A 17971-nucleotide genomic window follows, 5' to 3' on the forward strand; every position below is an offset into this window, starting at 1 on the left:
GAGAACCAGAATGCCAGTGGTCTATGACGTGGTCGAACATGATGGCGGCTTTGCCTACAAGGTAGGAAACACATTTTCAGAAACTTTTGCGTTTCACGAAGAAGCTCTCAAAGCTGCGAAAACAGCAGCTGCCGAACAGCAGGTTGGTGGCGAAACGACGGGTATTGAATATGAAGACGCCCAAGGTAAATGGCACGGAGAGGTTGCCGACGGTAGCGACCGGCCTACAACGGAAGTCTCGAAATAGAACCCCAATTTTCGAGCCTCTCCCATTGCCACGGTTGGTTGTCGTTTAAACAGTCGGGCCGCCGGTACAAACGCAGCGAAAAAACTTTGCGAATGGGTTTGATGTCTGATTCGGGTGAGGCTAAATTAGACCGAATCAGTCGATCCTCGGGGGCGGGGCGAGCACTTGGAGCAGTTAGGTCGGAACCCCGACACCTGTTGCAAGGCGCCGCAACAACCTGGAGTCTCGCGCTTCTGTAAGTGCCTTTCACGGCATTGAGTTTCGTAAAATCTGCGTGCGTTACATTTCGGAACCGAAGAATCGGGCCGGAAATCGAAACCGATTCTAACATTGGCCACTCAACACAGATGACAAGCCGAGCCGCGCGAAAAAATGAACCGACGGCATCCAATTTTCTGGAGAGCCGCAGCGGCCTCAGCGCCTTTCTCGGTGGAACGTGCCAGAGCGTTGGCGCTGATAGCTACATGCTCGTATCGGTCGTTCATGACCAAGACCGGAACGACGTCCGCATCATCGCCTCAAACTGGATCTATGACGCGATCCAGACCATTGGACATGATCTGATCGTAGCGATCGTGCTCAGCGCCGGTGCAACTGTCCCGGGCACCCGTCCACGCCTCGTGAGCTTTGGCAACATTGGGAATCGGCAATCGATGCTGAATTCCGATCAGACCGAAACTCTTACCTCAAATGGTCACCGCGAAATGTGTTGTCTGGTCCTCGGGATCGGCCGCGCTCGCGCCTATCTCATTCTGTCTGCCAGACGTACCGGACAAATTGATCAACAGGCAGCATGGCAAGCGCAGATGCACTGCGCCTACGCACTGTCACAAGCCCCCGATCTTATCGCTCCAGCCCTGCATCAGGACCCTCTCTCCGACCGCGAGCGCGAGTGCCTATTCTGGGTTTCCGAAGGCAAGACTACAGACGAAGTTTCAGTGATCCTCGGCGTGTCGTCCAACACCGTCAACAGCTACATCACTCATGCGATCCAGAAATTTGCCGCCAGCAATCGTGCAATGGCAATTGCGACCGCCATTCGAAACGGGATCATATAGCAGTGACACGAACTTCCTCACGGCCATCGGAGTGTGCAGGCATCGGCGTTGCTGACCGGGCATCAGAGCTTCTCTCCCAACAGGCTGAAAGTGGCCGACGTATCGCCGATAGCATCGGCGCCGTCGACTTCGCGGTCTATGTGATCGGTCAGGCCGGAGAACGCGGACGTCTTGTTCCTTGCCTAGATGGCGAAAAGGCCTCGCAGTTGGCGCCGCTTACAAAATTGCTTGCGGTCCGTTCAGGAGATGTGCTGGCACGCCATGCTCTTGCGTCGGCTGCGCCACTATGGTGGTCATCCAATCCGAAAGCGGTATCAGCACAAAACCTCGAGCAACTGTTCTGGGCCCTGAAAGCTGATCCCTGCCTGCCCGGCACATCGGGCTTGGCTTTCCCGGTCTATGAACAGGGCCAGACCGGCATGGTAGTGTTCATGGGCACGGCGCTGTCGCTGGATGAGCAATCACTCTGTGATGTTCACACGCGGTGCTTTTCGCTTTTTAGCGAGATCGCCAGCGTTCAGGTCCCCGCTCGTGGAACAATACCGTTCGTCTCGAAGCGCGAGACCGAATGTCTCAGACTAACGGCGAATGGTCAGACCAGCGAGGATATTGCACGCCTACTCGGCCTTTCTGTCCACACGGCTAACCAGTATCTTACCAATGCCACGCACAAGCTGAACGCGGTCAACCGCATGCATGCTGTAGCAAAAGCCCTTCGTTACGGCCTGATTGAATAGCGCCTACCCGGTCATCCTGAGGGCCGCCGTTTTGCGGATACGTGCCTCGTCCAGTGCGCGCGCAAGAAACTCAGTGTTTTCTTCCGGATTGGATGACGCGTCCGCGAAAGCCACATAGTTGACAACAACCGAGGCATGCAGCGCCGAAAGCGTGAGCTGGAAATAAACAGTTGCACCGCGTGGATGGAGTTCCAAGTCAAGCACGATGCGCGGATTTTCCGTCCATCCTACATGCGCCTCACCGCTATGGCCCAATCGCAATGTTCCCGGCATGAAATAAAGCTCAGCGGCCGAGTCCACGATGTCAGCCACACAGGCAAAACTTTCAAGACGGACGAACGCGATGTAATCGGCCACATCGACCAATCGCAGTTCGCTCACGACGGACTGTATGGCGTTGGCGACCACCGCTTCACGGCACAAGGAATGAGGTTGACGGTTCATGTCGTCTCTCTGCGTGGCGACGATGTCGCCTTGTTTGCGTAAACGATGCGCACCAATTCTGCGACCGCTTGGAAAAATTGAGCTGGTATCACGCTATCAATCGAAACTTGTTTGTACATGGAGCGCGCGAGAGCGACGTCCTCAAATACCGGTATCCCGTTTGCCTCCGCAATTTCCCTGATCTTCAGCGCAATCAGATCCTGGCCTTTGGCGATAACGACAGGTGCTGCATCTTCATCGCGATCATAGCGGAGAGCTATGGCAAAATGCGTCGGATTGGCGATCACCAGCGTTGCGCGCGGAACAGCCCCGATCATACGCTTCCGTGCACGGTCACGAGCCAGTGAGCGCATACGTGCCTTAATAATGGGATCGCCGTCACTCTGTTTCAGCTCATCTTTAACCTCCTGCTTGGTCATCTTCAGGTCCTCGAGCCACTGGAAGCGGGACCAGAATAGATCTGCGATGGCGATTACTGTCATGACCACCGTGATCGACACCAGAATTTGGACAATGACCTCGCGAATGACCTCGCCAAAGGCCACAGGGTTGGTGATCATTCCCGATAGCAGGCGAAAACGCGCCTCACCCACGGCGAAGGCAAGCACCGCCAGGACAAACCCCAGTTTGCAGACGGACTTAAAGAACTCTGCAAACCCCTGCTTGCCAAACAACCGTGACCAACCCTTGGTCAGCGAAAGGCGGGAAGCCTGCGGCCTGATCCGTTCGAACACGACACTTGGAGTATTTTGCAGCACTGAGGCGGCGATGCCAGCAGTTACGAGGAGGATCATCATTGCACTGACGGCGCGAACCACCTGAACGAGAACCACTTCATAGAGCTCCACGACGTCGCGTTCGGTTCCAAGCGGCCAGCTCTCCGGCTTTTCAAGGAACATTGAAAGAAACATGCCTAGCTGCACGACGCTATCGCGTCCAAAAAAGACAGCAAACAGCAAGATCGCAACGAAGGAAGCAAGAATGGGCGCTTCACGTGAGGAAGGAAGCTTGCCTTTCTCTATCGTATCCTGAATCTTCTTTTCTGTTGCATCTTCTGTTTTGCTGTCTTTGTCAGATGAATCGGACATGATTGAATGACCCGGTCAACGCGCTCAGGCAGCAACGTCTTGAGCGGTAGGCAGCTGTATTGAACCCTCGTCTGCCAACTTGATGGCGGTGGAGGCAATCGACTTTCGCGCCCGCATGATATCTTCCTGCGCGATCTCCGCTCCGCCGCTGCCAAGCTCGGATTCGACCATGCGACGCGAACGCTGGCTGATCGCCGACAGGATGCATTCTGCAAGCCCATTTGGGGCGCCGCGAAGCGCAAGTGTCACGATCTCGGTCGATATCCCGTCAAGCAGCGCAATACGCGCTTTCTGGGTGAGTATCTCGATATCCTCGAATGCAAACAGCCGCGCGCGCACGCCTTCCAGATCACCGGTACCTGCTTCCTCAAGATCGCGCATCACCTCGTCAAGTTGGCTCTTGTCGAGCTCGTTCAATACGTTGGCTACTCGCGCCTGCCCTACCGAAATATCCTTCGCGCCAGTTTCAACCAGAACTCGGCTGCGTATCTGATTTTCGATAATGCGTACTGCTGCATCAGGAATAGTGGTCATTGTCATCATCCGTTTGATAATGTCACCACGCAGGGGCTTGTCGAGCGTCACCAGAACAGCTGCCGAGGTCGAAGGTGAAAGTTTGGCAAGTACCATGGCCGCAATCTGCGGATGCTCACCAATCAGGAACGCCCCGAGCCTTGCAGGATCAAGAGTTTCAAGTTGCGGCCAGACGGGCAGTGGTCCTTCCACTTTGGACGCCGCCACGTCCGTACCCATCAGGGCGCTCATTTCCTCCGGCGACAGCGATTCATTGAGGATCGTGTCCATCTTGTCCGCGGAATCCAGGAGGCCGGCGCCTTCGGTGAATTCCGCTTCAAATTCTGCGACAATCTTTTCAAGATCACCTTGCGGGATCGTACGCAGCAGCCGCGCACCTTCGATCAGCGCTTTCAATTCTTCCTGCTTGAAAAATTTCAGTAAGCGGCTAGCGGCAGGTTTGCCCATCGCCACTAGGATTGCAGCTGCCTTTTGGGGGCGTGTTAACGTAGCGATCTGGCTCAAGCACACACCCCCGCGCTGTCATAGATGACCGGTCGCATCAGGATGCCTTTGCCGCCGTGATAATCTCGGTCAGCTTGATACCAAAGCGCGATGGATCATCTTCGAGCACTGTAATTTCACCTTTGGCAATTTTGCGGCCGTTCACCACCACATCGACCGGTTCGCCGATGCGCCGGTTGAGGGCAACCGTCGAACCCTTGTGTAATGCCATCAACTCCGAGACCGGCATCTCTGCGCTGCCTAGAACAATCTGCACGTCGACGGGGATGTTCATGATCAACGCGGCGTTGACCGAATTGTCGGCTGGTCCCTGAACTTCGGGGCGTTTTTCCTCGTCCTTCAAAACCCCGCGCAGCTCTTCTATAGCCTTGTTCAGCTGGTCGTCTTCCTGAAGCTCTTCATTGGCCGCTGCTTGTGTCATGCCGTTCTCCGTTCTGACGCTCGTCTGCTAATTTTCGCGGGGCAGAAGGCCGTCCATCAAATCTTTTCCCTCATCGAAGGGATTGTTGATCCGCACTGTATAATGATGGTCGAGCTTTCCGAACTCACATTCAAAAAGCACCTTCTTGCGCGCGGAAAGCCGTGCCTGAACGCGTGCGTTGGGTGCGAGTTCGATAATCTGACCCGCCTTCAGTCCTGCTAGGGCACCAAGTGTCATCGTCTGCAATGGCATTGTCGCTTCCAGCATCACCTTTGAGCGCATCACCTCGTCATTGAAGCGCTGAGACCATGCAGGGGATGCCACCTCTGGTTCGGCTGCGACCGCACCCGTTTTCTCCATCAGGACCCGCTGCGGAAGGTGCACGGCCAGAAGTCCGGTGGATGAACCGATCGACAAGGAAAACAGCAACCGTGCAGCTGGCCCGTTGCGCAACACCTTACGTTTCAGCTCAGCCCCACTGATCGGCGCTGGCAGAGGAAACAGGACGCCCAGCCCACGTTCACCTATTCCGTTTATCGCTGTTGCCGCTTCGTTAAAGATAATAGCCGCGACATCAAGCTCGGTGGGCGAGAGATCACGTGTTATTGGCGAAACTGGCAGTTGCGGGTCGGCTCCAAACAGCGCGCTCACCACAACAGCGAGCGCGTCGGCGTCAACCAGCATCACCAGCGCATCCGCCGAATGCCGGGCTGAGCCAATGGTCATGGCGTAGCTACTCACATCTTCTGGCTTCACGTCTGAAAAGCGTGTGATTTCCACACTTCTCAATTCAATGCCAATTGGAGAAGCCAACTGAGCATTTAGCCCCGACAGGAATGCCTCAAGCGCTTCGTTCCCAAGCGTCTGTCCTGCTCCGATCACATCGCTAGGGTCACCACGGTCACCAACAAGGCGCTCGATGATGAACGCTTGCATGTCAGCCGGGCTTTTGGGGCGGGCGCTCATGGTCGCTGAGTCTGGGTCGCGTGGCGCATCATTGATCAAGCGGCCTTCTTGCTGGCATCACCAGCTTCGCTACGACCTGCATTCAGCGTGCTCTGTTCGACTGCATCAATTGACGGACGATCATAGGCGGAAATGGTCTTTCGACCGAATTCGATGGCCACTTGCGGCAAGGCGCCGTTCATATAGGCGAGCAACGTTTGCTTCACGACGATATAGAGCCTGTTCTTCTTCTCCCGTACGACCTTGATCTTTGTTGCGATCGGCCCAACCACCGCATAGGAGAGGAAGATGCCAAGAAATGTGCCTACCAGTGCCGCACCGATCAGGCCACCAAGGATTTCTGGTGATTGGTCGAGTGCACCCATGGCTTTTACAACCCCAAGAACGGCAGCCACGATACCCAACGCCGGCAAGCCATCACCCATCGCGACCATGGCATGATAGGATTTGAGTTTGTCGGCGCGAATAACCTGGATCTCCTCGTCCATCAGTGCTTCGATCTCATGTGAACGGGCGTTGCCGATAATGATGAGGCGGCAGTAATCGCAAATGAAATGCGTCAGATCGTGATTCTTCAAAACGGTGGGGAATGCCTGAAAAATCACCGATTCCTCAGGGTTGTCTACATGTGCTTCCACCTCGCTGCGAGACTTTGATCGCAGCTCGCGCATCAGGCTGTGCAGCACGCCAAGCGTCTCCAGATAGTCACGCTCCTTGGGTACCGCTTGCTTCAGCGCCTCGACAATAGCCTTGCCTGTGTCTTTCACGGTCGTCATGGGATTTGCCACCAGAAAGGTGCCAAGAGCAGCGCCGCCGATGATGACCACTTCCCATGGCTGCATCAGCACGTCGATGTGGCCGCCCATCGCCATGAAGCCACCAAGCACACAGCCCAGCGTCACTACCAATCCGATCAGTATGCCCACGTCACGACCTTCCAGACTCTACTCATAGTCCGGACCTACAATGCGGGCCTTGTGTGAGGCTTGAAGCCTTGCTTCGAATTTGAACCAGTTTCGCACAAGCAAACCCTCCTAATGTAAAAAAATCGCTCCTGCCGGAGGCTTTGACGTGCTCAACACCTATACCAGCTATCAGCTGATCGCTCGCGACATCGCCAAGTCCATTGACCGCGTCGAGGCGCAGCCAGTGGTGAAACGGGATACGGAATATTATCTCGACAACATCACCAAGGTGAAATCGATTGAGGATTTCCTCAAGGACGATCGGCTCTTCAAATATGCTATGAAAGCGCATGGGCTGGAGGACATGTCCTACGCCAAGGCTTTCATCAAGAAAGCCTTGAAGGAAGGAATTGACGACAGCGACAGCTTCGCCAACAAGCTTTCAGACAAGCGGTATCGCGACTTCGTCACCACCTTCAATTTCGCACGCCACGGTAACACAGCAACAATCTTCGCCCGCGCCCAGAAGGGTACCGCCGAAAAATATCTTCGCCAGACGCTGGAGGAAAATGCCGGCAAGCAAAACGAAGGCGTTCGCCTGGCGCTCTACTTCGAGCGCAAAGGCCCGGCAATTACCAGCTTTTACGACGTCCTGGCCGATCCGGCGCTATCGCGTGTCGTGCGCACCGCGCTCGGCCTGCCGGACAGCTTCGCCGCCGCCGATATCGACCGGCAAGCAAAGCTGTTCGAGGAAAAGCTGAACATCGAGGACTTCAAGAATCCGCAGAAGCTCGGAACTTTCCTCAAGCGGTTCACCAGCCTATGGGAACTGTCCAATCCGACCTCTACCACCCAAGCTTCGCTGGGCATCCTTTTCGGGCAACCGGTTGAGTTCGGCGTCTCCACCAATGTCCTGCTGGCCATCCAGCAGATGAAGCGCTGACGGATCATCATGCAAGACGGCCTCTATGTATCTCTCTCCTCCCAGATCGCGCTGGAAAAGCGTATGACAACGATCGCCGACAATGTTGCAAACTCAGGCACCGTTGGCTTCCGCGCAACTGGCGTAAAGTTTGAGGATGTTGTGACGGGCCTCGGCCAAAAATCGGTGGCATTCACCAGCGCTGGCGAGACCTTTCTGTCGGGCACCCACGGCTCCATGCGCGAGACCGGAAATCCCTATGACTTCGCCGTGCAGGGCGATGCATGGTTCGGCATCAGCACACCAGCCGGCACCGTGATGACGCGCGACGGGCGCTTCACCATGTTGGAAACTGGTCAATTGGTGTCTACCGAAGGATATCCCGTTCTAGATTCAGGCGGCGCTCCAATACAGTTGGATCCCCGCAATGGCGCGCCGACAGCCGGACGCGATGGGATGCTGCATCAAAACGGTCAGGCCGCCGGCGCCATCGGGCTGTTCGACTTCGAACCGGGCCCAAATTTCACCCGGTTCAATAATTCGGGCGTCATCCCGACAGCCGCTCCGCAGCCCGTGGTAGATCGTTCCGACGTCGGCGTCATGCAGGGCTTCGTTGAAGATGCAAACGTCAATCCGATCCTGGAGATGACACGGCTGATAATGGTGCAGCGCGCGTTCGAAAACGCCGCCGCACTGATGCGGGATTCGGAATCAGCTTTCGAAGACGCAATTAAAACTCTCGGCTCCAAATAACCAACCATGGTGCTTGAACCCAAATCTGCAGGTACAGGCAGCGCACTTGCGGTGCTGCATCGCATCCAGAACCGGTTTTCCGACGAAAATGCGCTGCTGCGCTACGGTGGACGCATCACCGAAGTCTCCCCCACCCAATACCGAGTCCGCGGCCTGTCTAGGAGAGCGCGGCTCGGCGATATCGTCGACCATCGCAGCAAGGCAGGCGCTCGAATCGGCGAAATCGTCCAGATAGGCCCCGACGAAGTCATCGTGTCCCCCTATGGTAAGGCGGCAGATGCCGGCGTTGGCGACATGGTTTTCAACCGCGGACCCTTCGAAGTGGTTCCGGACCGATCATGGCGCGGTCGCGTCGTCGACGCACTAGCCCGCCCAATCGATGGCAAGCCCCCATTGCTCCCGGGTGATGCGGATACAGAACATCCGACCATACCCGGTGCACTCTCGCGCCAGCGGGTTGGCACACCGTTTCTCACCGGGGTAAAGGTGATCGATATTTTCACACCGCTCTGCTTTGGGCAGCGGCTTGGTGTCTTCGCAGGTTCTGGCGTTGGTAAGTCAACCCTCTTGGCCATGTTGGCATCAGCCGAAGCGTTTGACACGGTGGTTATCGCGCTGGTCGGGGAGCGCGGTCGAGAAGTCCGTGAATTTCTCGAAGACACCATTGGCCCCACCAACATGGCCAAAACCATCGCAGTAGTAGCCACCAGCGACGAAAGCCCGATGATGCGCAAACGGGCGCCCGGCACTGCCATGCGTGTGGCCGAGCACTTTCGTGACTGCGGAGATCGGGTGCTGCTGGTGCTCGATTCCATCACCCGCTTCGCCCATGCATTGCGCGAGGTAGCCACGGGCACCGGCGAACCTCCGGTAGCGCGCGGCTATCCCGCGTCAGTTTTCACCGACCTGCCCAAACTGCTGGAGCGTGCCGGCCCAGGTATTGACGGCACGGGTTCGATCACCGCCATCCTTTCCGTCCTTGTCGACGGAGACGATCACAATGATCCTGTGGCAGACTCCGTGCGTGGCATCCTGGATGGCCATGTGGTGCTTGACCGCGCTCTCGCCGAGCAAGGTCGCTACCCACCGGTCAATCCTCTTTCATCCATTTCGCGCCTTGCCGAAAAGGCGTGGAGTGCCGATCAGAAGACGTTGGTATCTCGCTTGCGCGCTATGATCTCACGGTTTGAAGACACGCGCGACATCCGCCTGCTCGGCGCCTATCAGCCCGGCGCGGACGTCGAACTGGATACTGCCGTGCGGCAGGTGCCAGCGATCTATGAAGGCCTGATGCAATCGCCAAAAGATGGCGCTTCCACCGACCCGTTTTCCGATCTCGCCCAACACTTGAGAAGCAAGGAGCAGGCGCATGCCGGACAACCGGGCTGACGTGCCGCGCCCTGGAGTTTCGAGGTTCTGGCGTCGTAAGCCCAAACCTCGCATTGCCTTTACGGCCGAAAGGCATTCGGACAAGGGCACCAGCGATATCGTGATTGCCGCGCTCGGCATCGGGCTCGGTCTCCTCTGCGCGCTGTTTCCCTGGTACATTTTCTTTAATCAGGACCAGTTTGGCATCCGCGCTTTAAAGTTTGAGGGAAACCGCGAGATAAAGGGGCCAATCGAGCTTACCCCGCAGCCTGATCGCGTCGGCGCGGGGATCGAGCCGCTTGAACTCGATCCGTCGAAAATCGACCTTTTTGCTACGGGAACCCTGCCTAAAAGTCCCGATGACAACGCCGAAAAGTCGCCCGGCGTTGAGGTTCAGCCTTTTCCCGGCGACCACGAATTTCGGCTCGTCTACGTCGCCAACGGGCGCGCCATGATCCAAGACGACACCGGCCTTTTTGTGGTTCAGCAAGGCTCCCGCTTGCCGGACCGTTCTAATGTGGCAAGGATTGAACAGCGCAGCGGCAAATGGGTAGTGGTTACTACTTCCAATCAGGTTCTGGAAACCAACCCCTGAAGGTGCACGCAGGATGGAAGCCATTCGTAAGGCCCACGCAAGACTGGCTTACTAGGTTGCATGCAAATCTGTCCGGGGATTTATCATGCAGCCCGTCTCTCTTTTTGATCTTGCCGCCCAGCAGGCGCGATGGCTTTCGGTGCGCCAGGCGTCCGTTGCCGGTAACATCGCGAACGTCAATACCCCGGGCTACCACGCGACTGACGTCGAGCCTTTCGAAAAAGTCCTCGATTCCAAGCATGTTGCGATGCGCTCCACCGACCCGCGCCATATTTCAATCGGCGCGGGCGAAGCAGGCCTCGCTGTCCGGACTGTCGACAAGGGCGGTACAGCGCTGCCTTCAGACAACAGCGTGGTGATGGAAAACGAGTTGATGAAGGCCGGCGAAGTACGCCGCACCTTCGAGCTCAATACTGCAATCGTCAAAGCGTTTCACCGCATGACGCTGATGAGCATGAAGACCTGATGGACCCCTTATCCACCGCCCTGAAAGTAGCAGCCTCTGGCATGACCGCCCAGTCGGAACGGCTACGCATCGTTTCCGAGAACCTTGCGAACGCCCAATCGACAGGCTCCACGCCGGGCGCCGATCCGTACCAGCGCAAGACCGTGACCTTCGCCGCTGAGATGGACCGCGCCAGCGGCAGCGCGATGGTCGATGTCGTTGCAATCTCGCGCGACACGAGCGATTTTCCCGTGGAATTCCAGCCCGGCAACGCTGCTGCTGATGAGAATGGCTACGTCAAGATGCCCAACGTCAACGCGTTGATCGAGATGGCCGACATGCGAGAGGCCAATCGCGGTTACGAAGCCAACCTTCAGGTCATCAAGCAGGCCCGAGAGCTCATTTCCATGACGATCGACCTAATGAGAGGCCAATAATATGATCGCATCAATCGGTATCATCGATGGGCTGGGGAAACTGGCTGAGCAGGCCGGGGCAGCAACCTCAGGCGCTGGCGCGAGTGCCGGTATCGGCAATGCGTTTTCAGTTGCTCTCTCCGACGCAGCATCCGCAACCGTTGACAAGCTTCATCACGCCGAACAGCTTTCGGTAAAGGCCTTGCAAGGCGGGGACATCCAGACACGCGATGTCGTGGATGCTGTGATGAATGCCGAGCAGTCACTTCAGGCAGCTGTCGCCATCCGCGACAAAATTATCTCCGCCTATCTCGAAGTCAGCCGTATGGCGATCTGAGGAACAATTATGAAAGCACTCGCCATCGCAGCCACGGGCATGAATGCTCAGCAGACCAATCTTGAGGTCATTGCAAACAACATCGCCAACATCAATACCACCGGTTTCAAGCGCGCCCGCGCTGAATTCACCGATCTGCTCTATCAGACGGAACGGCTACAGGGAGTCCCAAACCGCGCCAATCAGGCGATCGTACCTGAAGGTGCCAGCGTCGGGCTCGGCGTCAAGACGTCGGCAATTCGCAACGTCCACATGCAGGGTTCGTTGACCAGCACGGGCAACAAGTTTGATCTCGCTCTGACCGGGACAGGCTGGTTCCAAATCGAAGGCGCCGATGGCGAGACGCTCTATTCGCGTGCAGGCGCATTCAACACCAACGCCACTGGTCAGTTGGTAACCATCGACGGGCAGTCCGTGGTTCCCGCTATCAACGTGCCGGCAGAAGCGACCGAAGTTATCGTCAACAAATCTGGTCAGGTTTTCGCCCGTATCGATGGACAGGCCGACCTTCAGGATCTTGGCCAGCTCACCCTGGCAAGCTTCGCCAACGAGGCCGGTCTTGCGCCGCTTGGCGACAATCTCTTCAAGGAGACCGCCGCATCCGGCCCAGCCAATGTCGGGGTTCCGGGCGATCCCGGCTTTGCAACGATACAGCAGGGCTATCTGGAGAACTCCAACGTAGACCCGGTCAAAGAAATCACCGAGCTGATCTCTGCCCAGAGGGCCTACGAAATGAATTCGAAAGTCATTCAGGCAGCCGATGAGATGGCTGCGACCGTATCCAAGAACATGCGGTGAGCATGATGGCGCGCTTGACCAGCTATGCGGCGCTGATGACGGGAGGCATGCTCTTAGCCAGCTTCTGCGCGCCTGCATCGGCTGGTGGCGTGGCTATCGTCACCACCAAGGTGATTTACCCGGGAGAAATTATCAGCCCCCAGGCTTTGGAAGAAGTGCCCGTTACCAACAGGACACGCGACCTTTCTACCGTAGCCACATTTGTCGAGCAGGTTGACGGCAAGGTTGCGAAGCGCACCCTTCTGCCTGGCCATTTCATCGACATCAATGCCGTTCGCGACGCCTATCTGGTTGAGCAGGGCGCTGCCGTGCAGGTGATGTTTGTCCAAGGCCCTCTGACAATCTCTGCAACAGCAATGACGCTCCAGCCTGGATCAGCGGGCGATCAAATCAAGGTTCGCAATATCGACAGTGGTACAACATTCAGCGGAACTGTCATGGCCGACGGCACCATCCGGGTCGGCGCCACATGAAGCGCGCCCTTTTACTTGTTGCTATGCTTTTAGTTGGCCCTGCCCCTGGATACGCCGACGGTCCGCTGGGCGCCTCTAAGCTTGGCGAGGCACAAGTTGGTGGCGCTGATACCCAGATTGCGGCAGCATCCGCGGCGGGATATGTCGCTAATGGCATGCCGATCCGCGGCGCCACCGGTCCTGTTTCGCGCATCAAGGATATTGCCCAGCTCCAGGCCGCTCGCGATAACCAGCTCGTCGGCTACGGTCTTGTAATCGGCCTGCAGGGATCGGGCGACAGCCTGCGAAACTCCCCGTTCACAGAACAATCGATCCGCGCCATGCTGGAGAACCTCGGCATTGCGACCGAAGGTGGTCGCGCAAGAGCCAAGAATGTTGCCGCTGTTATTGTAACCGCAAACATGCCGCCGTTCGTCCAGTCCGGGGCGCGCATTGATGTTAGCGTCTCCTCGATGGGTGATGCGACCTCACTAGCCGGCGGCACACTGATCATGACGCCGCTCAAGGCGGCTGACGGAGAAATCTACGCCGTCGCTCAGGGGCCTATGGTGGTCTCCGGATTTAGCGCTCAGGGCGATGCTGAAAAACTGAGTCAAGGCGTACCGACTGGCGCGCGCGTGCCTAATGGCGCTATCGTCGAGCGCCAGGTTGAGGCGCAGTTTTCGGAGCTGTCGACATTGACCTTGCAGCTCCGAAATCCCGATTTCTCAACAGCTGTGATGATCGCGGACGTCATCAACGATTATACCCGCCAGCGTTTCGGCAAGCGGTTGGCAGCCGAGCAGGATGCCCGCACCGTAGTGATCAACAAACCAAAGGGCATTTCCGCAGCCCGCTTCTATGCTGAACTCGAAAATCTCTCCGTGGTCACTGACACGCCCGCTCGCGTCGTCATTGACGAGCGCACCGGCACTATCGTCATTGGACAGGACGTCAAGATCTCCAAGGTCGCGATAAGTCATGGCGCGCTGACTGTGCGAATTAAGGAAATGCCCCGCGTGGTACAGCCGGAACCCTTTTCGCGCGGTCAAACCGCGGTAGAGGATTTCACTGACATCAACGCCGAGCAGCCCGACGCCAAGGTAGCTCTGCTCGATGGTCCCGACTTGGAGACCCTAGTCGCCGGTCTCAACCGTCTCGGCGTGAAACCGGACGGTATCATCGCCATCCTTCAAGGCATTAAATCGGCTGGCGCACTTCAAGCCGATCTCTTGGTACAGTAGTGATGCAGGTGACCGCCCTTCCCCACAACCCACAAGCGACGACCTCGCATTCACGTACAGTGGTGTCGGCGGCCGCGCTCTGCGTTTTGCTAGGGTTCGTCAGCCGTTCGGCGGCAAATGAGACCCCCGCTGCCCCGGTGAATACCAACGTTGCCACTCGAACCGTCGGCGACAAACCAATCGTTGCGGCAACTTCCGCCACCCCCGCCGACCAGGGCTCCGAGATTGAACGCTTTTGCTCAAATATCGCAGATGCTGCGCGAGACCGCCGATATATGCTTCAGGCACAGGAACTCGAAACACTGCGTGCGGATATCGACAAACGAATGCAGGCACTTGATCAAAAACGCGTCGAATATGAAGAATGGCTGAAACGCAGGAATGATTTCCTCGCATCCGCCGAAGACGGCGTCGTGAAAATCTACGCGCGCATGAAGCCCGATGCAGCGGCTGAACGCCTGGCTGAAGTCAGTCCGGAACTCGCGGCGGCCATTTTAATGAAACTCGATTCTCGCCAGGCAGGTGTCATCTTGAACGAGATGGAGCGGACCTCTGCCGCAACCCTTACTGGCATCATGGCAAGCGCAGCACGCAAGGTGGACCCAACGTGAAACTTTATCTTGCAGTCGCGATCGTCACATTCGGCGCTCTCGGCGGTTGTGCAACTGCGCCTCGCGACGAAATCGGAATTCCACCAAAAATGTCCCCTGTTGGGTCGGGCGTGGCGACGCCTGAGTCTGTCTACACCTACCCGGAGCAGCCCGCCGCGCCGGTCAAACGCTTTTCGTTGTGGAACGACCGCCAGAGCCGGTTGTTTACCGACCGCCGCGCCTTGTCGCTGGGGGATATTCTGACGGTCCAGATTTCGATCAATGATCGTGCGAAATTCAAAAACGAGTCAGATCGCAGTCGCACTGCCAGCCGCAAGCTCGGATTCGGTGTCGACCTTGGCTGGGAGGGCTTGAGCACATCCGGCGCAGGAAAAGGTGACATTTCATCGGGAACAGAAACATCGGGTGCAGGCGCCACGCAACGCTCCGAAAACATCGATCTGATGGTCGCAGCAGTTGTTACTTCTGTGCTGCCCAACGGCAATTTGATGATCCAGGGTTCGCAGGAGGTGCGCGTGAACGCCGAACTGCGTATCCTGACCATCGCCGGCATCGTCCGACCCTCCGACATCGGTGGCGAAAATACCATTCCTTACGAACGCATCGCTGAAGCACGCATCTCCTATGGCGGCCGCGGGCGCCTGACTGAAGTTCAGCAGCCGGGGTACGGTCAGCAATATCTCGATAACGTTTTGCCGTTCTGAGGAAAGCATCTCAATGGCTGTTATCGAAGAAACTGAACCACTAAAAAAAGGTCCCTCGCTGATCATACAGCTTGTGATGTTGCTGGCGGTGACCGCGGCCGCTATCGGTATGGGCTGGTTTTCCGGGCGCTATCTCGACGGCAATGCGGGCGCGGATAAATCGGAGATTGCTTCTGCCCATGGCGAAGCTGGAGAGGCTGGAGCTTCGGCACATGGAGTTCCTTCTCCAACGGTTTCTCTTCCAGCCATCACCACCAATCTTGCAGCGCCCGATCAGATATGGGTTCGACTCGAGGTTGCGCTCGTGTTCGAGACCCCGCCAGAACAACCCATGCTCGACGAAATCCACCAAGACCTTCTCGGCTTCCTCCGCACCGTCAAGCTGCATCAGATCGAGGGTGCCAGTGGTTTTCAGCATCTGAAGGCTGACCTAGAGGAGCGCGCCCAGATCCGCAGCAACGGGGCGGCCAAGAAGCTGCTGATCCGGACTTTGATCTTCGAATGAAAAAATTCCTGCTTGCGGCATTTCAGCTGGTCGCACTCGGCACGTCGGCGTCACACGCGCAGACCATTGACCTTGGCGGTCTGGCCAACGCCGATGGCGCAACCATCGGCTACATGATTCAGATGTTCGGCCTGCTGACCGTGCTATCTATAGCGCCCGGCCTGCTGATCATGACCACAAGCTTCACTCGCTTCGTCATCGCATTTTCGATCTTGCGCTCCGGCATAGGTCTCCAGTCAACACCAGCCAACCTCATCCTGATCAGCCTATCGCTGTTCATGACCTTCTACGTCATGTCTCCGACATTCGACCAAGCGTGGAACAATGGCGTCAAACCGTTGATGGATAACCAGATCAGCGAGACGGTAGCAGTAGAGCGCATCGCGGAACCGTTTCGTGCATTCATGGTAAAAAACGTCCGAGAAAAAGACTTTGCACTCTTCGCTGACCTCGCTCGCGAGCGTGGCCAGACAGTCTCGACGGAAGCCGTCGATCTTCGTATCCTAGTGCCTGCCTTCATGATATCGGAAATCCGCCGGGGTTTTGAAATCGGGTTCCTCATCGTTCTGCCATTTCTCGTGATCGACCTGATTGTGGCGACCATAACGATGGCAATGGGCATGATGATGCTTCCCCCGACCGTCGTATCCCTACCCTTCAAGATCCTGTTCTTCGTGCTGATCGACGGATGGAACCTGCTCGTCGGCAGCTTAGTGCGATCTTTCACCTAAGAACTTTTCCGCAATTAGCGGTTTAGTAGGGAATACCCGTCATATTCATCGTCATGACGGGTTGGTTGCGTCCTAGCGACCATTGGCATGATGCCGCTCCGTTATACCGGCCGATCCGGTATGCCAAAAAAATCCCAGTATGAGTAAGGTGTATCATCCATGGCTAGTATCATGACGAACGCGTCGGCATTGACCGCGCTTCAGAGCCTCAATGCCACTAACAAGAACCTTGAGACGACACAGTCGCGCATTTCGACCGGCTACCGCGTTGCCGAAGCAAGTGATAACGCTGCTTACTGGTCAATCGCAACCACGATGCGCTCGGACAAGAGCTCTCTCTCGGTTGTTCAGGACACGCTCGGCCTCGGCGCTTCCAAGGTTGACACCGCCTACACCAATATCAACAAGACCATCGACACCGTAAACGCCATTAAAGACAAGCTCGTTGCTGCTTCGGGTGCGTCTACTGCCGATAAGGCCAAGATTCAGGTTGAAGTGTCGGCCCTGCAGGCTTCGCTGAAAATGACCTCTGACGGTGCTACGGCTGCTGGCTCGAACTGGTTGTCGGTTGACACCACGAGTGGCCAGACGGCTGCCGGCACCCATGACGACGCCAAGATCGTCGCTGCATATACCCGTAATTCGGCCGGTAAAGTTGCGCTACAGACGATCGATGTCGACGTCCAGAGCGTCAAGCTTTATGAAGCTTATGCGTCGGCAACCAACACCGAAAAAGGTATTCTCGACGGCACACGCCTTGCTTCATCCGGCGCGCGCGACAACACCGCCGTGGCGACTGTTGGCAACGCTGCCGCAGCTGCTACCGACGGTTACGCAGTATCGACACTGACTGTTGTCGGTTTCAACGACACACAGATCGCTGACATGATCAACGTTGTCGATACCGCGTCGAAGGAACTGACCGACGCTGCCACCAAGCTCGGCGCCGCCAAGGTCCGTATCGACTTGCAGAAGAACTCCACACAGTCGCTGATGGATTCCATCGACCGCGGCGTCGGACAGTTGGTCGATGCCGACATGAACAAGGAATCGACCCGCCTCCAAGCCCTGCAGGTTCAGCAGCAGCTCGGCATCCAAGCGCTGTCAATCGCCAACGGCAACTCACAGAGCATTCTCTCGCTCTTCCGCTAGGCCGACCGTCTCAGGCAACACTGATCGGGGGCCG

General features: G+C 56.9%; 24 protein-coding genes. 18 read left to right on the plus strand and 6 right to left on the minus strand.

Annotated elements, in window-relative coordinates; all coding sequences use genetic code 11:
• Positions 1-10 precede the first annotated feature (10 nt).
• From GA830_RS00400 to GA830_RS00410, 3 genes are all read left to right on the plus strand, one after another.
• Positions 11-247 (plus strand): hypothetical protein, encoded by a 237-nt coding sequence (locus GA830_RS00400; RefSeq protein ID WP_195163193.1) that lies wholly within the window; start codon positions 11-13, stop codon positions 245-247.
• A 464-nt stretch (positions 248-711) separates the two neighbouring features.
• Positions 712-1305, plus strand: coding sequence for a helix-turn-helix transcriptional regulator (locus GA830_RS00405; RefSeq protein ID WP_258045508.1), 594 nt, complete (start codon positions 712-714; stop codon positions 1303-1305).
• Positions 1306-1307: 2 nt separating this feature from the next.
• On the plus strand, positions 1308-2042 hold the full coding sequence (locus GA830_RS00410; protein WP_195163195.1) for a response regulator transcription factor: 735 nt from the start codon (positions 1308-1310) through the stop codon (positions 2040-2042).
• Between the two features lie 3 nt (positions 2043-2045).
• On the opposite strand, the gene GA830_RS00415 is transcribed toward GA830_RS00410, so the two are convergent.
• The 6 genes from GA830_RS00415 to motA are packed head-to-tail and all read right to left on the minus strand — an operon-like array spanning position 2046 to position 6925.
• Positions 2046-2486, minus strand: coding sequence for a hypothetical protein (locus tag GA830_RS00415; protein ID WP_195163196.1), 441 nt, complete (start codon positions 2484-2486; stop codon positions 2046-2048).
• Positions 2483-3574: a flagellar biosynthesis protein FlhB gene (gene flhB / locus GA830_RS00420; protein ID WP_195163197.1), complete on the minus strand. Its 1092-nt coding sequence runs from the start codon at positions 3572-3574 to the stop codon at positions 2483-2485. The genes GA830_RS00415 and flhB overlap by 4 nt, the downstream gene beginning before the upstream one ends.
• A gap of 24 nt (positions 3575-3598) precedes the next feature.
• The gene (locus GA830_RS00425) at positions 3599-4612 is read right to left on the minus strand and encodes a flagellar motor switch protein FliG (protein ID WP_195163198.1); all 1014 of its coding nucleotides are present in this window, start codon (positions 4610-4612) and stop codon (positions 3599-3601) included.
• A gap of 37 nt (positions 4613-4649) precedes the next feature.
• The gene (gene fliN / locus GA830_RS00430; RefSeq protein WP_195163199.1) at positions 4650-5033 is read right to left on the minus strand and encodes a flagellar motor switch protein FliN; all 384 of its coding nucleotides are present in this window, start codon (positions 5031-5033) and stop codon (positions 4650-4652) included.
• 27 nt (positions 5034-5060) lie between these two features.
• On the minus strand, positions 5061-5999 hold the full coding sequence (locus GA830_RS00435; RefSeq protein ID WP_195163200.1) for a FliM/FliN family flagellar motor switch protein: 939 nt from the start codon (positions 5997-5999) through the stop codon (positions 5061-5063).
• Positions 6000-6034: 35 nt separating this feature from the next.
• Positions 6035-6925 carry a flagellar motor stator protein MotA gene (motA, locus tag GA830_RS00440; RefSeq protein WP_195163201.1) on the minus strand — a complete coding sequence of 297 codons (891 nt, stop codon included), beginning with the start codon at positions 6923-6925 and terminating at the stop codon, positions 6035-6037.
• 145 nt (positions 6926-7070) lie between these two features.
• Here motA and GA830_RS00445 point away from each other — a divergent pair, with 145 nt between their 5' ends.
• The 15 genes from GA830_RS00445 (at position 7071) to GA830_RS00515 (ending at position 17937) form a co-directional block, all read left to right on the plus strand.
• On the plus strand, positions 7071-7847 hold the full coding sequence (locus GA830_RS00445; protein WP_195163202.1) for a DUF1217 domain-containing protein: 777 nt from the start codon (positions 7071-7073) through the stop codon (positions 7845-7847).
• A gap of 9 nt (positions 7848-7856) precedes the next feature.
• Positions 7857-8579, plus strand: a complete 723-nt coding sequence (gene flgF / locus GA830_RS00450; RefSeq protein WP_195163203.1) for a flagellar basal-body rod protein FlgF — start codon at positions 7857-7859, stop codon at positions 8577-8579.
• 6 nt (positions 8580-8585) lie between these two features.
• Positions 8586-9968, plus strand: a complete 1383-nt coding sequence (gene fliI / locus GA830_RS00455) for a flagellar protein export ATPase FliI (RefSeq protein ID WP_195163204.1) — start codon at positions 8586-8588, stop codon at positions 9966-9968.
• Positions 9949-10542 carry a hypothetical protein gene (locus GA830_RS00460; RefSeq protein ID WP_195163205.1) on the plus strand — a complete coding sequence of 198 codons (594 nt, stop codon included), beginning with the start codon at positions 9949-9951 and terminating at the stop codon, positions 10540-10542. Before fliI ends, GA830_RS00460 begins: the two co-directional genes overlap by 20 nt.
• Before the next feature lie 85 nt (positions 10543-10627).
• Entirely contained in the window at positions 10628-11008 is a 381-nt protein-coding gene (flgB, locus tag GA830_RS00465; protein WP_195163206.1) for a flagellar basal body rod protein FlgB, read from the plus strand.
• Positions 11008-11424 (plus strand): flagellar basal body rod protein FlgC, encoded by a 417-nt coding sequence (gene flgC, locus GA830_RS00470; RefSeq protein WP_195163207.1) that lies wholly within the window; start codon positions 11008-11010, stop codon positions 11422-11424. Before flgB ends, flgC begins: the two co-directional genes overlap by 1 nt.
• A 1-nt stretch (position 11425) precedes the next feature.
• Positions 11426-11740: a flagellar hook-basal body complex protein FliE gene (locus GA830_RS00475; RefSeq protein ID WP_195163208.1), complete on the plus strand. Its 315-nt coding sequence runs from the start codon at positions 11426-11428 to the stop codon at positions 11738-11740.
• A gap of 9 nt (positions 11741-11749) precedes the next feature.
• On the plus strand, positions 11750-12538 hold the full coding sequence (gene flgG / locus GA830_RS00480; protein ID WP_195163209.1) for a flagellar basal-body rod protein FlgG: 789 nt from the start codon (positions 11750-11752) through the stop codon (positions 12536-12538).
• Between the two features lie 2 nt (positions 12539-12540).
• A complete protein-coding gene (gene flgA, locus GA830_RS00485) occupies positions 12541-13011 on the plus strand; it encodes a flagellar basal body P-ring formation chaperone FlgA (protein ID WP_195163210.1) in 471 nt (156 codons plus the stop codon).
• Positions 13012-13166: 155 nt separating this feature from the next.
• On the plus strand, positions 13167-14234 hold the full coding sequence (locus tag GA830_RS00490) for a flagellar basal body P-ring protein FlgI (RefSeq protein WP_258045700.1): 1068 nt from the start codon (positions 13167-13169) through the stop codon (positions 14232-14234).
• A 179-nt stretch (positions 14235-14413) separates the two neighbouring features.
• A complete protein-coding gene (locus GA830_RS00495; protein WP_258045701.1) occupies positions 14414-14845 on the plus strand; it encodes a MotE family protein in 432 nt (143 codons plus the stop codon).
• Entirely contained in the window at positions 14842-15549 is a 708-nt protein-coding gene (flgH, locus tag GA830_RS00500; protein ID WP_374939286.1) for a flagellar basal body L-ring protein FlgH, read from the plus strand. The genes GA830_RS00495 and flgH overlap by 4 nt, the downstream gene beginning before the upstream one ends.
• 13 nt (positions 15550-15562) lie before the next feature.
• On the plus strand, positions 15563-16054 hold the full coding sequence (locus GA830_RS00505) for a flagellar basal body-associated FliL family protein (protein WP_195163212.1): 492 nt from the start codon (positions 15563-15565) through the stop codon (positions 16052-16054).
• Positions 16051-16785 carry a flagellar type III secretion system pore protein FliP gene (fliP, locus tag GA830_RS00510; RefSeq protein WP_195163213.1) on the plus strand — a complete coding sequence of 245 codons (735 nt, stop codon included), beginning with the start codon at positions 16051-16053 and terminating at the stop codon, positions 16783-16785. The genes GA830_RS00505 and fliP overlap by 4 nt, the downstream gene beginning before the upstream one ends.
• Positions 16786-16944: 159 nt before the next feature.
• Positions 16945-17937: a flagellin N-terminal helical domain-containing protein gene (locus tag GA830_RS00515; protein ID WP_195163214.1), complete on the plus strand. Its 993-nt coding sequence runs from the start codon at positions 16945-16947 to the stop codon at positions 17935-17937.
• Positions 17938-17971 lie beyond the last annotated feature (34 nt).

The organism is Mesorhizobium sp. NBSH29 (genome assembly GCF_015500055.1).
GTDB lineage: Bacteria > Pseudomonadota > Alphaproteobacteria > Rhizobiales > Rhizobiaceae > Neomesorhizobium.

What these genes read in the sequence shown, in the direction of transcription:
- GA830_RS00400 (WP_195163193.1), top strand. Translation starts at nt 11, where the DNA reads ATGCCAGTGGTCTATGACGTGGTCGAACATGATGGCGGCTTTGCCTAC.
- GA830_RS00405 (WP_258045508.1), top strand. Translation starts at nt 712, where the DNA reads ATGCTCGTATCGGTCGTTCATGACCAAGACCGGAACGACGTCCGCATC.
- GA830_RS00415 (WP_195163196.1), bottom strand. Translation starts at nt 2,486, where the DNA reads ATGAACCGTCAACCTCATTCCTTGTGCCGTGAAGCGGTGGTCGCCAAC.
- flhB (WP_195163197.1), bottom strand. Translation starts at nt 3,574, where the DNA reads ATGTCCGATTCATCTGACAAAGACAGCAAAACAGAAGATGCAACAGAA.
- fliN (WP_195163199.1), bottom strand. Translation starts at nt 5,033, where the DNA reads ATGACACAAGCAGCGGCCAATGAAGAGCTTCAGGAAGACGACCAGCTG.
- GA830_RS00435 (WP_195163200.1), bottom strand. Translation starts at nt 5,999, where the DNA reads ATGAGCGCCCGCCCCAAAAGCCCGGCTGACATGCAAGCGTTCATCATC.
- flgF (WP_195163203.1), top strand. Translation starts at nt 7,857, where the DNA reads ATGCAAGACGGCCTCTATGTATCTCTCTCCTCCCAGATCGCGCTGGAA.
- fliI (WP_195163204.1), top strand. Translation starts at nt 8,586, where the DNA reads ATGGTGCTTGAACCCAAATCTGCAGGTACAGGCAGCGCACTTGCGGTG.
- GA830_RS00460 (WP_195163205.1), top strand. Translation starts at nt 9,949, where the DNA reads ATGCCGGACAACCGGGCTGACGTGCCGCGCCCTGGAGTTTCGAGGTTC.
- flgB (WP_195163206.1), top strand. Translation starts at nt 10,628, where the DNA reads ATGCAGCCCGTCTCTCTTTTTGATCTTGCCGCCCAGCAGGCGCGATGG.
- flgC (WP_195163207.1), top strand. Translation starts at nt 11,008, where the DNA reads ATGGACCCCTTATCCACCGCCCTGAAAGTAGCAGCCTCTGGCATGACC.
- GA830_RS00475 (WP_195163208.1), top strand. Translation starts at nt 11,426, where the DNA reads ATGATCGCATCAATCGGTATCATCGATGGGCTGGGGAAACTGGCTGAG.
- flgG (WP_195163209.1), top strand. Translation starts at nt 11,750, where the DNA reads ATGAAAGCACTCGCCATCGCAGCCACGGGCATGAATGCTCAGCAGACC.
- flgA (WP_195163210.1), top strand. Translation starts at nt 12,541, where the DNA reads ATGATGGCGCGCTTGACCAGCTATGCGGCGCTGATGACGGGAGGCATG.
- GA830_RS00490 (WP_258045700.1), top strand. Translation starts at nt 13,167, where the DNA reads ATGCCGATCCGCGGCGCCACCGGTCCTGTTTCGCGCATCAAGGATATT.
- GA830_RS00505 (WP_195163212.1), top strand. Translation starts at nt 15,563, where the DNA reads ATGGCTGTTATCGAAGAAACTGAACCACTAAAAAAAGGTCCCTCGCTG.
- fliP (WP_195163213.1), top strand. Translation starts at nt 16,051, where the DNA reads ATGAAAAAATTCCTGCTTGCGGCATTTCAGCTGGTCGCACTCGGCACG.
- GA830_RS00515 (WP_195163214.1), top strand. Translation starts at nt 16,945, where the DNA reads ATGGCTAGTATCATGACGAACGCGTCGGCATTGACCGCGCTTCAGAGC.